Origin of the sequence: Sphingomonas immobilis, from assembly GCF_030580995.1 — a bacterium.
Taxonomy (GTDB): Bacteria; Pseudomonadota; Alphaproteobacteria; order Sphingomonadales; family Sphingomonadaceae; genus Sphingomonas; species Sphingomonas immobilis.
Genome location: NZ_JAUQSZ010000015.1, coordinates 1 through 13,857, shown reverse-complemented (window position 1 = coordinate 13,857; position 13,857 = coordinate 1). Strand labels below are relative to the sequence as shown.

The window sequence follows — 13,857 nt, the reverse complement described above, 5'->3', positions numbered from 1 at the left end:
ATGGCGGCGTGAACGGACTTTACGACGAACTGAGGATCGCGCTGCACGCGATCTGGACACGGCGCTGGATCGCGCTCGGCGTCGCGTGGGCGATCGCCGTGATCGGCTGGTTCGCGGTCGCGCAGATCCCGAGCAGCTACGAATCGACCGCGCGCGTGTTCGCGCAGGTGCAGACGATACTGCCCGAGAAGGTCGGCATCACCGCCGCCGATCAGCAGAAGAGCATTGACACGATGCGCCAGACGCTGACCTCCGCCGCCAATCTCGAGAAGGTCGTGCGCGGCACCGATCTCGCCGCCACCGTCGCAAACGACAAGGACGTCGCAGACCGGGTCGCGGGCTTGCAGAAGGTGGTCAAGATTACCGCGCAGCAGGACAATATCTTCCAGCTCTCGGTCACGCAGGGCAACCCGAAGGTCGCACGCCAGATCGTCCAGAAGCTGATCGACCTGTTCGTCGAGCAGAACCTGACGGGCGACAAGGCCGAGACCAGCCAGACGCTCGACTTCCTCGATGCGCAGCTCGCGCAGCGGCAGAAGGCGCTGTCCGACGCCGAGGCGAAGCGCGCCGATTTCCAGAATCGCTTCCTCGGCTCGCTGCCCGGCACCGGCACGGTCACCGACCGGATCGGCGCGGCGCGCGCGCAGATGGCGCAGGTCGACAGCGATCTCGCCGCCGCGCAGTCGAGCCTCGCGGTGCTCAACGGCCAGATGGCCGGCACGCCGCTCACCACGCCCGGTTCGGGCGGCGGCACGGCAGGACCGGCGCGCGCACGGCTCGCGGCGATCCAGGGCCAGCTCGCCGATGCGCGGGCGCGCGGCTATACCGACAATCACCCCGACGTCATCGCGCTGAACAACCAGCTCGCGGCGGCGCAGGCGGCGGCGCGAAACGAGCCGCTGTCGGCGGGTGCGGCCGGTGCGTCGAACCCGCTCTACCTCTCGCTCAAGTCGATGCAGGCCGACAAGCAGGCGACCGTCGCCGCGCTGTCGATCCGCAAGCGCCAGCTCCAGTCCGATATCGACACGATCAACGCCAAGCTCTCCGGCGATCCCGCCGTGATGGCGCAGCAGTCGCAGATCGAGCGCGATTATCAGGTGCTCAAGGACGGCTATGACAAGATGCTGGCCGACCGCGAAGACGTGAAGCTGCGCGGGCAGGCACAGTCGCAGACCGACGGCGTGAAGTTCCAGGTGCTCGACCAGCCGACTGCGCCGCGCGTGCCCACCTCGCCCAACCGTCCGCTGCTGTTGACGGGCGTGCTGTTCGCCGCGATCTTCGCCGGTGTCGGTGCGGCCTTCGGTATCGGCCAGGTGCGCACGACCTTCCCGACCGCCAGCCGCCTCGAAGCGGCGACCGGCATGACCGTGATCGGTTCGATCGGCGAGATGGTGACCCGCGCGCAGACCGCGGAGCGAATGCGCCGCACCAGCTATTTCGGCGGGGCCTTCGCGGCGCTCGTCGTGTCGTGGATCGCGCTGCTCGGCGTCGAGATGCTCCAGCGGGGGTTCGCCGCATGACCGAGATGCCCACCCGCAAGCTGACCGGATCGCTGATCGAGCGTGCCGACGAACTCTACGGCTTCGGCGCGCTGTTCGGCGCCGCTCCGATCGTTGCCGAACCTGAGCCAGAGCCCGTTGCTGTCCGAGTCGTGCCCGTCCATGTCGAGGCGGAGACGCCGCTCGATCTCGCCGTCGCACCCGATGTCGAAGAACTGCCGCCGCGCATCGAACGCCGTTCGAAGGCGCGGATCGACCGCAAGATGCTGTCGGCCAAGGGCCTGCTCGTCCCCGATGCGCCGGTCGGTGCGCTGGCGGAGGAATTCCGGCTGGTGAAGCGCCAGCTGCTCGGCACCGCGCGGAAAGTCGCCGCGACCGATCCGGCAAAGGCGCGGGCGATGCTGGTCTGCTCGGCCAAGCCCAACGACGGCAAGACCTTCTGCGCGATCAACCTCGCCATCTCGATCGCCGCCGAGCGCGACGTCGAGGTGCTGCTGATCGACGCCGATTTCGCCAAGCCCGACGTGATGGAAGAGCTTGGCCTGCGCGAGGGGCGGGGGCTGCTCGACATGCTGGGCGATCCGTCGATCGACCCGGAGACGTGCGTCGTGCCGACCGACATCCCGCAGCTCAGCCTGCTGCCGGTCGGTGCCAAGACCAACAGCGATACCGAGCTGCTCGCCAGCAAGCGCACCGGCGAGGTGATCGCCACGCTGCTCGCGGCGAAGCCGAACCGGCTTTTGATCTTCGATTCGCCGCCCGCGCTTGCCGCGTCGCCGGCTGCCGTGCTCGCCAGCCATGCCGGGCAGGTGATGCTCGTCGTCCGCGCCGATCGCACCGCCGAGAGCGACCTGCGCGAAGCGGTCGCGCTGCTCGACGGCTGCGACGAGATCCAACTCGTTCTGAATGCAGTGACCTACGCACCGGGGGGGCGCCGCTACGGCGGCTATTATGGACAGGAGAACCCGAAATGAAGCGGGTACTGATGCTGGGGACCGCCATCGCAGCGGTCGCGGCCACGCCGGCCTATGCCGGGGACCATCGCAAGTCGATCGATCCCTATATCGAGGTCGGCCAGGTCGTGACGGCGGATCTGACCAATGACGACGTGCTGACTTATTCCACGGTCGCGGCGGGCGTCGATGCGTCGATCCAGAGCAACCGCGCCGAAGCGCAGATCAGCGCGCGCTACGAGCGGCGGATTTCTTACCAGAAGCAGGTCGGCGACAGCGACGTGATCAGCGGCCTCGCGCGCGGCAGCGTGAAGATCGCGCAGGGCCTGAGCCTCGACGCAGGCGTGCTCGCCACGCGCGCGCGCTCGGACATTCGCGGTGCGGCGCCGGTCAACCTTGCCGGTAACGTCGACAACATCAGCCAGGTCTATTCGGCCTATGTCGGCCCTACCGTATCGACGCACGCCGGCCCGGTGCAGATCGGCGGCGCGTATCGCTTCGGTTACACCAAAGTTGAATCGCCCGGTGCCACCGGCATCGCCCCCGGCGAGACGCCGCTCGATGTGTTCGATCACGCGACCAGCCATGTCGCGATGGCTTCCGCCAGCGTGAAGCCCGGCGCGGTCCTGCCGGTCGGCGTGGCGGTCAGCGGTGCCTATGAGCGCGACAATGCCAGCCAGCTCGACCAGCGCTACGAGGGCAAGTACGTCCGCGGCGACGTCACGCTGCCGGTCTCCGCGACGCTCGCGGTGCGGGCGGGTGCTGGCTACGAGAAGATCACCGTCAGCGAGCGCGATGCGCTGGTCGACGCGGCGGGCGACCCCGTCGTCGATCGCAACGGCCGCTACGTCACCGATCCGGCCTCGCCGCGCCGCATCGCCTATGAGACCGATGGCCTCATCTACGACGCCGGCGTCATCTGGCGTCCGAGCCCGCGCACCGAGCTGCAGGCCAATGTCGGCTGGCGCTATGGCGGCATGAGCTACACCGGCTCGCTCACCTGGGCCGCCTCGCGCTCGGTGGCGGTGCAGGTCGGCGTCTATGACGACGTCACGACGTTCGGCCGCCAGCTCCGCGACGGCATCGCCAAGCTGCCGACCAGCTTCATCGACCAGCGTGACGCGTTCAGCCAGCAGTTCAGCGGCTGCACCTTCGGCAATGGCCAGGCCGGCGCGGGCGGATGCCTGAACGGCGTGTTCCAGTCGATCTCGACCTCCGCTTACCGCGCGCGCGGTGTCGATGCAGTACTGTCGGCCAATCGCGGCCCGCTCAGCTTCGGCGTCGGCGCTGGCTATGCCAACCGCCATTTCGAAACGCCGGCTGGCGGTCCGCTCGACGTCGACGGGCTGGAAGACAACAGCTATTACGCGCAGGCCTTCGTCAACGCCGCGCTCGACAGCCGGTCGAGCATCAGCGGCGACGTGATCGCGAATTACTACAAGAGCGGCCTCGCAGGCTCTCGCGGCATCTTCAGCACGGGTGCCACGGCGAGCTATTTCCGCACCTTCGGCCGCCTCGGCGCGACCGCATCGGCGGGCATCTACAGCTTCAGCCAGCAGGGCACGCGCGACCAGGTTTCGGCGCAGGGCCAGGTCGGCATGCGGTATCAATTCTGATCGGACGGGCAGACGAGATGTACGAAGATCATTACGGATTGAGCGGCCGGCCCTTCCAGCTGACCCCCGATCCGCGCTTCTGGTTCGATACGGCGACGCACCGCAAGGCGATGTCGTACCTCGGCTATGGCCTGAGCCAGGGTGAGGGCTTCATCGTCATCACCGGCGACGTCGGCGCGGGCAAGACCACGCTTGTCGGTCATCTGATGGCGAAGATCGATCGCGACCGGCTGAACGTCATCAAGATCGTCTCGACGCAGATCGAAGCGGACGACCTGCTGCGCATGGTCGCGACCGGGCTGGAGATCGCCTCGGACGGCATGACCAAGTCGCAGCTCCTCACCGCGATCGAGCGCGGCCTGCACGCCACCGCGCGCGGCGGGCGTCGCACGCTCCTCATCGTCGACGAGGCGCAGGCGCTGCCGGTGTCCTCGCTCGAAGAGCTGCGCATGCTCTCCAACTTCCAGGCGGGCGGCCATGCGCTGCTGCAGATCTTCCTGCTCGGCCAGCCCGAGTTCCGCGAGCGGCTGCACGGCTCCGAGCGGCTCGAACAGCTTCGCCAGCGCGTCATCGCGGTGCATCACCTCGACCCGATGGGCCCCGAGGAAGTCGCGCCGTACATGCAGCACCGCCTGTCGGTGGTGGGCTGGACCGGGCGTCCGGGCTTCACCGAGGATGCCTATGCCGCGATTCATGCTGGATCGGACGGTATCCCGCGCCGCCTCAACCAGCTTGCCGGCCGCGTGCTGCTCTACGGCGCGATCGAACAGCTCGACACGATCGACGCGGGCACGGTCGAAGCGGTGATCGCCGATATCGCCGGGGATGCGCCCGAGCGTGTCGCGGCCCCCGCGCCGCTGCGCATCGTCCAGAGCGAGGACGCGCCGCTGCCGATGACGCCTGCGCCGCTCGCGGTAGAACTGCCGCACGAGGCTGCCCCCGAATTGCTGGCGCGCATCGAATCGCTGGAAGAAAGTGTGGCGGAAACCCCGACCGGCCTGATGGAGGCGATCGCCTCGATCGAGGCACGGCTGGAGAATGTCTCGGCCGGTCCGCGCGTCGATCGTGGGCTGCTCGCTCGGCTGACTTCGCTGGAGAAGGCGGCGGCCAATCCGCCGCGCACCGATCCGGCGGTCGAGGCGCGCCTCGCCGCATACGAATCGCGCGCCGAACAGATCGCGCTCGCCGCCTTCGACATCGACGAGGGCCTTCGCCTGCAGATGGCGATGCTGGAAGAGCGGATCGAGCGCGCCGCCACCGTCCAGCCGTCGATCGATCCCGACTTCGTCGCGCACGTCGCCACGCTCCACGCGCGCGTCGCCGAATTGGAAGCGCGCCCGAGCGATCTCAGCCCGCAGCTCAAGGCGCGTATCGCCTCCATCGAGGAGCGGATCGACGACGCCGTGATCGGCGCGTCGAACGGCGACATGGATGCCCGCGCCCGCATCGCCTCGCTCGAAGCGCGGGTCGAGGAGCAGGAGGCGGCGCTGCGCCGCGTGCTGACCTTGCTGGTCGACTGGGTCGAGGGCGATCAGAGTGGCGACCGCGCTCGTCACTTGCGCTAACGGTGTCGGCCATGCGCCACGCCCTATCCGTCGACGTCGAGGAATATTTCCAGGTCGGCGCTTTCGAACGCGTGATCGACAAGCGCGATTGGGATGCGATCCCGTCGCGCGTCGAATATAACACCGATGCCGTGCTGGCGCTGTTCGCGGAGAGCGGCGTCAAGGCGACCTTCTTCACGCTTGGCTGGGTGGCGGAGCGGCATCCGGCGCTGATCCGCCGGATCGTCGAGGGCGGGCACGAACTGGCGAGCCACGGCTGGGATCACCAGCGCGTGTTCACGATGGACGCCGAGACGTTCCGCGCCGATCTTGGCCGCGCGCGGAAGGCTCTGGAGAATGCCGGCGGCGTGCCCGTCAGCGGCTACCGCGCGCCGAGCTTCTCGATCGATACGCGCACGCCCTGGGCGCATCCGATTCTGGCGGAAGAAGGCTATACCTATTCCTCCAGCGTCGCGCCGCTGAAGCACGATCACTACGGCTGGCCCGATGCGCCGCGCTATGCCTTCAACCCGGTGCCCGGATCGCCGCTGGTCGAGGTGCCGGTGACGGTCGCCGAGTTCGGCAGTCGCCGGATGGCGACGGGCGGAGGCTTCTTCCGGCTGTTTCCGGCGATGCTGACCAACCACGCGGTGCGTCAGGTCGCGGCGGACGGCCAGCCCGCCGTCTTCTACTTCCATCCGTGGGAGATCGACCCCGGCCAGCCGCGCATCGCGGGCGCGCCCGCCAAATCGAGGCTCCGCCACTACAGCCGCCTCGGCGCGATGGCGGGCAAGTTGCGTGGGTTGATCGCGCGGCACGACTGGACGCGAATGGACGCCGTCGTGGCGGGACTCGCATGACGGTGCCGATCGTCTCGCCCCTGCTCGGCCTGCGCGCGGCGGTCTTCGAGGACCGCCCGGCGATCGACGCTTTTGTGCGCGCGCATCCCGAGAGCACGCCGTTCCATCTGTCGGCCTGGGGCAAGGCGGTCGCCGACGGGTGCGGCCAGCGCGGCCATATCCTGCTCGCCGAGCGAGCGGATGGCGCGATCGAAGGCATGTTGCCGCTCACCGAGATGCGCCATGTCCTGTTCGGCAAGGCTTTGGTCTCGAACGGTTTCGCGGTCGGCGGTGGGGTGCTGGTGAACAGCGACGCTGCGGCCGGGATGCTCGCCGAAGCGGGCTGGGCGCTTGCGCAGAAGCTCGGCTGCCCGAGCCTGGAACTGCGCGGCGGCGTCCGTCCGGCAGGTGACTGGATTCTGGAAGAGGGGGCCTATCTCGGCTTCGTCCGCCCGCTCGCCGCATCCGACGAGGAAGAACTCACCGCCATCCCTCGCAAGCAACGCGCCGAGGTGCGCAAGGCGCTGGCGCTCGATCTCAAGGTGACGGTCGGTCGTTCGGCGGCGGACCTGAAGGCGCATTACGCCGTCTATTCGGAGAGCGTCCGCAACCTCGGTACGCCCGTTTTCCCGGCGACACTGTTCCGCAGCGTGCTGCGCGAATTCGGCAACGATGCCGATATTCTCACGGTTCGCCATGCCGGCACGCCTATCGCCAGCGTGTTGAGCCTGTATCATGGCGGCATGGTATATCCATATTGGGGGGGCGGAACCCACGCGGCGCGTGCGCTGCGGGGCAATGACCGCATGTATTTCGCGCTGATGGCCCATGCCCGCGCGCGCGGCTGCACGCGCTTCGACTTCGGCCGCTCGAAGGTCGGCACCGGACCGGCGGCGTTCAAGAAGAACTGGGGGTTCGAAGGCGTCCCGCTCAGCTACGCCAAGCGCGTCGCGGATGGGCAGGAAGCGCGCGAGATCAATCCGCTGAGCCCCAAATACCAGGCCAAGATCGCGCTCTGGAAGAAGCTCCCGCTCCCCGTCGCCAATCTGATCGGACCGCTGCTCGCGCGCGGCCTCGGTTGATGGGGGACATCCTGTTCCTGGCGCACAGGGTTCCCTATCCGCCCGATCGGGGGGACAAGATTCGTGGCTTCCACATTCTCAATTTCCTTGCCACTCGGAAGCGCGTTCATCTGGTCGCTTTTGCCGACGATACGCGTGACCTGACGCACAAGGGCGTGCTGCCCAAGCTGACCGGCAGCCGGTCGATCATCTGGCGCCGCAAGCCGCGCTGGATCGCCGCGATCGAGGCGCTGGCGGGCAGGAAGCCGGTCTCGCTCACCGCCTTTTCCAGCCAGCCGGTGCGCGATGCGGTGCGCGATGTGCTGCTGCGCCGCTCGATCGACGAGATCTACGTTTTCTCGGGCCAGATGGCGCAGTATCTGCCGGCCAAGCCGCGGCAGCGCGTCATCATGGATTTCGTCGACATGGATTCGGCCAAGTTCGCCGCTTATGCCGAGAAGTCGGGGCCGCTGTCGAAATGGCTGATGCGGCGCGAGGCCAATCTGCTCGCACAGTTCGAGCGCGGCGTCGCCAACCGGGTTCACGCCAGCCTGCTCGTCAGCGAGGCCGAAGCAAGCCTGTTCCGCGCGGAAACCGGCGCGCCGCGCGTCCATGTGATCGAAAACGGCATCGACACCACGTTCTACGATCCCGACGCGCGCTTCAAACGCATCGAGAGCATGGGCGACCTGATCGTCTTTACCGGCCAGATGGATTACCGCCCCAATATCGAGGCGGTGACGTGGTTCGTGGAAAGCATCCTGCCGCACGTCCGCCTTCGCCATCCGCAGGCGCAGTTCGCCATCGTCGGCCGCAACCCGACGGAGGCGGTGAAGGCGCTGGCGAAGCATGACGGCGTGCGCGTGACGGGCGAGGTCGCCGACGTGCGCGGCTGGATCGATGCGGCCTCCGCCGTCGTCGCGCCGCTCAAGATGGCGCGCGGCATCCAGAACAAGGTGCTGGAGGCGATGGCGATGGCGCGCCCCGTGGTCGTCTCGACCGCCGCGGCCGAGGGCATCGACCATGCCGGCACGATCCGCGTTGGCGAAAGCGTCGGCGAGATCGCCGATCACCTCGCCGCGATCCTCGACGACCGCGCCGCCGCGACCGCGCTCGGCGCGGCTGCCCGCGCACAGGTGCAGCGCCGCTATAGCTGGGAAGCGTGCCTCGCCCCGCTCGACGAGATCATGGGGCTGAGCCCCAAGCGGGCGCGGACGTGACCTACGCCTTTCCCTCGACCGGCTTTTCAGCCGCGCCGATGCGCTCGGCATGGGGTCGCCACGGCGCGATCCTCGCCGCCGTCGCGCTCGTCATCCTCGCGACCTTCCACGGCGACGTGGAGGATCTCGCGCATCTGTGGTGGACGAGTACGACCTTTGGGCACTGCCTGTTCATCGGCCCGGTCATCGCCTGGCTGGTATGGCAGCGCCGCGCACCGCTCGCCGCGCTGACGCCGGTCGCGTGGGCACCGGGGCTGGCGATCGTCGCATGCGGCGGTTTCGGCTGGCTGCTAGGCGATGTCGGCGGGGTGGCGCTCGCGCGGCAGCTCGGGCTGGTGATGATGCTGCAAGGGTCGGTGGTGACGCTGCTCGGGCCGAACGTGGCGCGGGGGCTGCTGTTTCCGCTGGCCTATGCCTTCTTCCTCGTGCCGTTTGGCGAGGGGCTGGAGGGGCCGCTCCAGACTGTCACGGTCGCGATGACGATGCCGATGCTGCATCTGGCGGGCGTGCCCGCGCAGGTCGACGGCGTGCTGATCACGATCCCCAACGGCTATTTCGAGGTCGCCGAGGCGTGTTCGGGCGCGAAGTTCGTGCTGGCGATGATCGCATATGGCGCGCTGGTGGCGAACGTCTGCTTCGTGTCGTGGAGCAGGCGCGCGGCGTTTTTCGTGATGGCGCTGATCGTGCCCGTCATCGCCAACGGCATCCGCGCGTTCGGGACGATCTATGCCGCGTATCTCACCTCGGTCGAGCGGGCGACGGGGTTCGACCATATCGTCTATGGCTGGGTGTTCTTCGGCCTCGTCATGGCGGCGGTGATCGCGATCGGGTGGCGCTGGTTCGATCGCGCGCCCGATGCGCCGGCGTTCGATCCGGCGCGATTGCAGACGAGCCCGCGCCTCCGCCTCGAAGCGTTCGTGGGGGCGGCGCTGGTGCTGACGACGGCAGCGGTGTTCCCGGCCTGGGCGAGCGTGGTCGATGCCCGCGCCGATACGTTGCCCACGCATATCACCATGCCCGACGTGCCCGGCTGGCACCGTGTCGCGATGAGCAGGCGCGCGCCGTGGGGGCCGAATTACCCCGGTGCCGACCACTACCTCATCGGCCGCTATGAGGACGGGCAGGGCGATCCGGTCGATCTCGCCATCGCCGTCTACGGCACGCAGCACGAGGGCAAGGAACTGGTCGCGTTCGGCGTTGGCGCGCTGCGCGAGGACGATGTGTGGGTCCGCGTCAGCGACCTGCCCGATCTCGACGGCGGATCGGTGATCCGCGTCACCGCGCCCGGCCCGGTCGAACGCCAGATCGCGACCTGGTATCGCGTCGGCGACATCGTGACGCACGGCGGCGCGGCGGTGAAGATCGCGACGGTGGAGGCGAAGCTGCTCGGCGGGCCGCAGCGCGCTGTCGCGATCCACATCTCGGCGGAAGTGCAGCCCGGCCGCGATCCGCGCGCGGCGATGGACCGCTTCCTGAAGGCGCTGGGCCCAATCGACTTGCTGGCGGACAGAAGCGCTGGCATGTCGCGCTGATGTGCGGGATCGCCGGACTCTATTACCCCGCCACGCCCAAGCCCGTCGATCCGGCGCGCGTGCGCGCGATGGCCGACGCGCAGTTCCACCGCGGCCCCGACGGCGGTGACGTGTGGACGGGCCCCGGCGTCGGGCTCGGCCACCGCCGCCTTTCGATCATCGACATCGCCGGCTCGCCGCAGCCGATGCGCAGCCAGGACGGCGCGCTGACCGTCACCTACAACGGCGAGATCTACAATTTCGCGGAGCTGCGCGCCGAATTGCAGGCGAAGGGCGCGCGCTTCGTCACGTCGGGCGATACCGAGGTGCTGTTGCACGGCTGGGAAGCGTGGGGCCCGGCCATGCTCGACCGGCTCAACGGCATGTTCGCCTTCGCGCTGCACGATGCGGCGCGCCAGTGCCTGTTCGTGGCGCGCGACCGGATGGGGGTGAAGCCGCTCCACTATGCCGAGCTTTCGGACGGCGCGGTCGCCTTCGCGTCGGAACTCAAGGGCCTGCTCGCGCACCCGCTGCTGCGCCGCGAGCCCGACGTGCGCGCGGTCGAGGATTATCTCGCGTTCGGTTACGTGCCCGACGACACCTGCCTCGTCGCGGGCGTGAAGAAACTGCCCGCCGGGCATTTCCTGCTGCTCGAACGCGGCAAGCCGGTGCCCGCGCCGACGCGGTGGTGGGATATCGACTTTTCGCGCCGCTCGACCCGCAAGGCGAAGGCACTCGAGGAGGAGCTGGTCGAGCATCTGCGCGCCGCCGTCGCGCTGCGGATGGTGGCGGACGTGCCGCTGGGCGCGTTCCTGTCGGGCGGAGTCGACAGCTCGGCGGTGGTCGCGCTGATGGCCGAGGCGAGCCCGCGTGCCGTCAAGACCTGCACTATCGGCTTCGACGAGGCGGGTCTCGACGAGCGCGCCTATGCCGACCAGATCGCCAGGCGCTTCGCCACCGAACATCGCGAGCGGATCGTCTCGCCCGACGATTTCGCGCTGATCGATACGCTCGCCGCCGCCTTCGACGAGCCCTTCGCCGATGCCTCCGCGCTCGCCACCTACCGCGTGTGCGAGCTGGCGCGCGAGACGGTGACGGTGGCGCTCTCCGGGGACGGCGCGGACGAGGCGTTCGCGGGATACCGCCGCTACAAATTCCAGGCGGCGGAGGAGCGCGTCCGCGGCCTGCTGCCGGCGTCGATCCGCTCCGGCGTGTTCGGCACGCTCGGGCGATATTATCCCAAGGCCGATTGGGCGCCGCAGCGCTTCCGCGCCAAGACCACCTTGCTCGCGCTGGCCGAGGATGGCGGGGAGGCCTATGCGCATTCGGTCGGCGTGACGTCGCCCGCCTTGCGCGCGCAACTGCTCAGCGATGACGCGCGCCGCGCGCTGCAGGGCCACCGCGCCGAAGATCGCTACGTCCGCGCGATGCGCCACGCCCCGGCGCGCGACGCGCTCGACCGCGCGCAATACGCCGATTTCCAGCACTGGCTACCCGGCGACATTCTCACCAAAGCCGACCGCACCAGCATGGCGGTGAGCCTCGAAGCGCGCGAGCCGCTGCTGGACTACAAGCTCGTCGAATTCGCCGCGACCTTGCCCGCCAACATGCGGCTACGCGGCGGGCAGGGCAAATGGCTGATGAAGAAGGCGATGGAGCGCTATCTGCCCGAGGACATCCTCTATCGGCGCAAGATGGGCTTCGTCACGCCGATCAGCGCGTGGTTTAATGGGCCGCTTGCGGCGCAGGCGGCGGCGCTGTCACGCTCGCGCGTGCTGGTCGGGACGGGCTGGTTCGATCCGCGCGCCATCGAGCGCATCGCCGCCGATCATGCGGCGGGCAGGGCGGATCACGGGCGGACGCTCTGGCAGCTCGTCATGCTCGAGAAGAGCATGTCGCGGCTGTTCGGCTGATCTCAGGAAAGCGAGAGGCCGACTTCCTCCGTCAGGAAATCGTGGATCGCGGCGACGATCTGCTCGCGGTCGCTGGCGGTGTCGGCCTGCACCCAGCCGCTGATGCGGGGCCTGTCGATGGCGGGCTCGACGCGCCAGCGCGTGCGGCCGTCGCGCACCGTCAGCGTGCCGAGGAAACTGTGCGTGATCTCCAGCCGCGCGATCTCGGCGGCGATCAGGCGCACCACCTCGAACTGGTCACGGCCTTGCGCATCGCTGAAGCGGATCGAGAAGCGCTCGAAATTGGTCGGGCTCAGGTCGATGATGCGCTTTTCCGGCGCCACGTCGACCGGCAGCGCCGCGCCGAGCAGATTGCTCAACCACCCGGTCGCACGGCCCGCGAAGGAAAGTGTAGTGTTCATGGCTCAACCGCCCCCATCGTTACGCTGGCGTATCGCATGGGGCGGTTGAAAACTTCGTTAACCACGTTGGGACCGCGTCACCGGCGAAGCCGGTGACGTCGGACGCGGGCAAAGCCCGCGCCGGCCGGACCTGCCGGGGGTGCGCCTGAACCCGGTTCAGGCGTCTCCCCGGCTAGGGCTCAGCACCCGTTGCGGCGGTTCTGCGCGGCGTCGTGCTTGCGGTCGAGGTGACGGCCGAGCAGGCCGCCGCCGACACCGCCCGCGATCGCGCCGAGCGCGTCGCCGCCGATCGCGCCGCCGATCAGCGCGCCGCCGGCCGCACCGGCGATCGTGCCGGTCGTGCCCTTCGAGCGCTTGCACTTGTAATAGGTGCGCTTGTGCTTGCGCGCGTCGGCAGCGGTTGGAACCGCAACGGTGCCGGCCACGAGCGAAAGGGCGCCGAGCGAAAGGAACAGTTTACGCATTAGGATACTCCCAACCTTTGATGTCGGCTGCGTAACGTCCGGCCGGTGCAAAGGTTTCCGTTGTGACGGCGCCGGATACACGTTGATTTAAATCGACTCTGTCATCGCCTTGTCATCAAAGGATAACTTCCGGTTTACCACCGCACCCCTACGGCAAGGCCATGCCCGTCGCGATCGCAGCACCCCGGAACCCGGCCGCACCGGCCATCCGTTCCGCACATGCGCCGATCTGCGTGGCCGATGATGCGGGGCCGCTGGCGGTGATCGAGATTTTCGAGAGCCGCCCGGAGTTGCGGCTGCTCGCCGTCGTCGATGCCGGCGGGCGTCCGGTCGGCGTGATCACCGAGCGCGACGTGCGCAAATTGCTGTTCAGCCCGTTCGGCCATGCGCTGCTGCGCAATCCCGGCTTCAACACCAACCTCCGCCATTTCCTGCGGCCATGCCCGGCGGCGGACGTCGACAGCCCGTTCGAGGAGTTGCTCGAGCTCCACGCCTCGACCGATATCGAGGGGCTCGTGCTGACCAGGGATGGGCGCTTCCACATCACGCTCGACAACCGCGATTTCGTGCGGCTGACGGCGGAGCGCGAAGTGGCGCTCGCCCGCGCGCGGGCGGAGCGCGCCGAACGGGTCGATGCCGCCAGCCGCAACTTCACCACCGATGTCGGCGCGATGTCCTCCGCGCTGGCGCAGACCGCCGGGCGGGTGCGGGCGCTCGGCGACGATCTTACCCGTCACGCCGCGCGCGCGCGCGCCGACGCGGCATCGGTCGCGGGGGCGGGCGGGCAGACGCTCGATGCCCTGCGCGACGTGGCGACGCGCGGGCAGGGGCTGACC

At 68.8% G+C, this 13,857-nt stretch carries 12 protein-coding genes; 10 read left to right on the top strand and 2 right to left on the bottom strand.

The genetic code is table 11. The annotated features are described in order from the left end of the window. Positions 1-8 precede the first annotated feature (8 nt). Genes Q5H94_RS18315 through Q5H94_RS18275 form a run of 9 tightly spaced genes read left to right on the top strand, consistent with a single transcriptional unit; the run spans position 9 to position 12,156 of the window. Entirely contained in the window at positions 9-1,520 is a 1,512-nt protein-coding gene (locus Q5H94_RS18315) for an XrtA system polysaccharide chain length determinant (protein WP_304562695.1), read from the top strand. Further along, positions 1,517-2,473 (top strand): P-loop NTPase family protein, encoded by a 957-nt coding sequence (locus Q5H94_RS18310; protein WP_304562694.1) that lies wholly within the window; start codon positions 1,517-1,519, stop codon positions 2,471-2,473. The genes Q5H94_RS18315 and Q5H94_RS18310 overlap by 4 nt, the downstream gene beginning before the upstream one ends. Beyond that, on the top strand, positions 2,470-4,068 hold the full coding sequence (locus tag Q5H94_RS18305; RefSeq protein WP_304562693.1) for a hypothetical protein: 1,599 nt from the start codon (positions 2,470-2,472) through the stop codon (positions 4,066-4,068). Before Q5H94_RS18310 ends, Q5H94_RS18305 begins: the two co-directional genes overlap by 4 nt. 17 nt (positions 4,069-4,085) lie before the next feature. Beyond that, positions 4,086-5,633 (top strand): ExeA family protein, encoded by a 1,548-nt coding sequence (locus tag Q5H94_RS18300; protein ID WP_304562692.1) that lies wholly within the window; start codon positions 4,086-4,088, stop codon positions 5,631-5,633. 11 nt (positions 5,634-5,644) lie between these two features. Further along, positions 5,645-6,472, top strand: coding sequence for an XrtA system polysaccharide deacetylase (locus tag Q5H94_RS18295; RefSeq protein ID WP_304562691.1), 828 nt, complete (start codon positions 5,645-5,647; stop codon positions 6,470-6,472). Continuing rightward, entirely contained in the window at positions 6,469-7,533 is a 1,065-nt protein-coding gene (locus Q5H94_RS18290; protein WP_304562690.1) for a FemAB family XrtA/PEP-CTERM system-associated protein, read from the top strand. Before Q5H94_RS18295 ends, Q5H94_RS18290 begins: the two co-directional genes overlap by 4 nt. After that, positions 7,533-8,732, top strand: a complete 1,200-nt coding sequence (locus Q5H94_RS18285; RefSeq protein ID WP_304562689.1) for a TIGR03087 family PEP-CTERM/XrtA system glycosyltransferase — start codon at positions 7,533-7,535, stop codon at positions 8,730-8,732. The genes Q5H94_RS18290 and Q5H94_RS18285 overlap by 1 nt, the downstream gene beginning before the upstream one ends. A 38-nt stretch (positions 8,733-8,770) precedes the next feature. Next, a complete protein-coding gene (gene xrtA, locus Q5H94_RS18280; RefSeq protein WP_304562797.1) occupies positions 8,771-10,264 on the top strand; it encodes an exosortase A in 1,494 nt (497 codons plus the stop codon). Continuing rightward, positions 10,264-12,156 (top strand): XrtA/PEP-CTERM system amidotransferase, encoded by a 1,893-nt coding sequence (locus Q5H94_RS18275; RefSeq protein WP_304562688.1) that lies wholly within the window; start codon positions 10,264-10,266, stop codon positions 12,154-12,156. The genes xrtA and Q5H94_RS18275 overlap by 1 nt, the downstream gene beginning before the upstream one ends. Before the next feature lie 2 nt (positions 12,157-12,158). On the opposite strand, the gene Q5H94_RS18270 is transcribed toward Q5H94_RS18275, so the two are convergent. Both Q5H94_RS18270 and Q5H94_RS18265 read right to left on the bottom strand, forming a co-directional pair. Further along, positions 12,159-12,557, bottom strand: coding sequence for a hypothetical protein (locus tag Q5H94_RS18270; RefSeq protein WP_304562687.1), 399 nt, complete (start codon positions 12,555-12,557; stop codon positions 12,159-12,161). A gap of 179 nt (positions 12,558-12,736) precedes the next feature. After that, on the bottom strand, positions 12,737-13,021 hold the full coding sequence (locus tag Q5H94_RS18265; protein WP_304562686.1) for a glycine zipper 2TM domain-containing protein: 285 nt from the start codon (positions 13,019-13,021) through the stop codon (positions 12,737-12,739). 161 nt (positions 13,022-13,182) lie between these two features. On the opposite strand from Q5H94_RS18265, the gene Q5H94_RS18260 reads away from it, so the two are divergent. Beyond that, positions 13,183-13,857 (top strand): CBS domain-containing protein (locus Q5H94_RS18260; RefSeq protein WP_304562685.1); only part of this gene is annotated, 675 nt, incomplete at its 3' end.

What these genes read in the sequence shown, in the direction of transcription:
- Q5H94_RS18310 (WP_304562694.1), top strand. Translation starts at nt 1,517, where the DNA reads ATGACCGAGATGCCCACCCGCAAGCTGACCGGATCGCTGATCGAGCGT.
- Q5H94_RS18305 (WP_304562693.1), top strand. Translation starts at nt 2,470, where the DNA reads ATGAAGCGGGTACTGATGCTGGGGACCGCCATCGCAGCGGTCGCGGCC.
- Q5H94_RS18300 (WP_304562692.1), top strand. Translation starts at nt 4,086, where the DNA reads ATGTACGAAGATCATTACGGATTGAGCGGCCGGCCCTTCCAGCTGACC.
- Q5H94_RS18295 (WP_304562691.1), top strand. Translation starts at nt 5,645, where the DNA reads ATGCGCCACGCCCTATCCGTCGACGTCGAGGAATATTTCCAGGTCGGC.
- Q5H94_RS18290 (WP_304562690.1), top strand. Translation starts at nt 6,469, where the DNA reads ATGACGGTGCCGATCGTCTCGCCCCTGCTCGGCCTGCGCGCGGCGGTC.
- Q5H94_RS18285 (WP_304562689.1), top strand. Translation starts at nt 7,533, where the DNA reads ATGGGGGACATCCTGTTCCTGGCGCACAGGGTTCCCTATCCGCCCGAT.
- xrtA (WP_304562797.1), top strand. Translation starts at nt 8,771, where the DNA reads ATGCGCTCGGCATGGGGTCGCCACGGCGCGATCCTCGCCGCCGTCGCG.
- Q5H94_RS18275 (WP_304562688.1), top strand. Translation starts at nt 10,264, where the DNA reads ATGTGCGGGATCGCCGGACTCTATTACCCCGCCACGCCCAAGCCCGTC.
- Q5H94_RS18270 (WP_304562687.1), bottom strand. Translation starts at nt 12,557, where the DNA reads ATGAACACTACACTTTCCTTCGCGGGCCGTGCGACCGGGTGGTTGAGC.
- Q5H94_RS18265 (WP_304562686.1), bottom strand. Translation starts at nt 13,021, where the DNA reads ATGCGTAAACTGTTCCTTTCGCTCGGCGCCCTTTCGCTCGTGGCCGGC.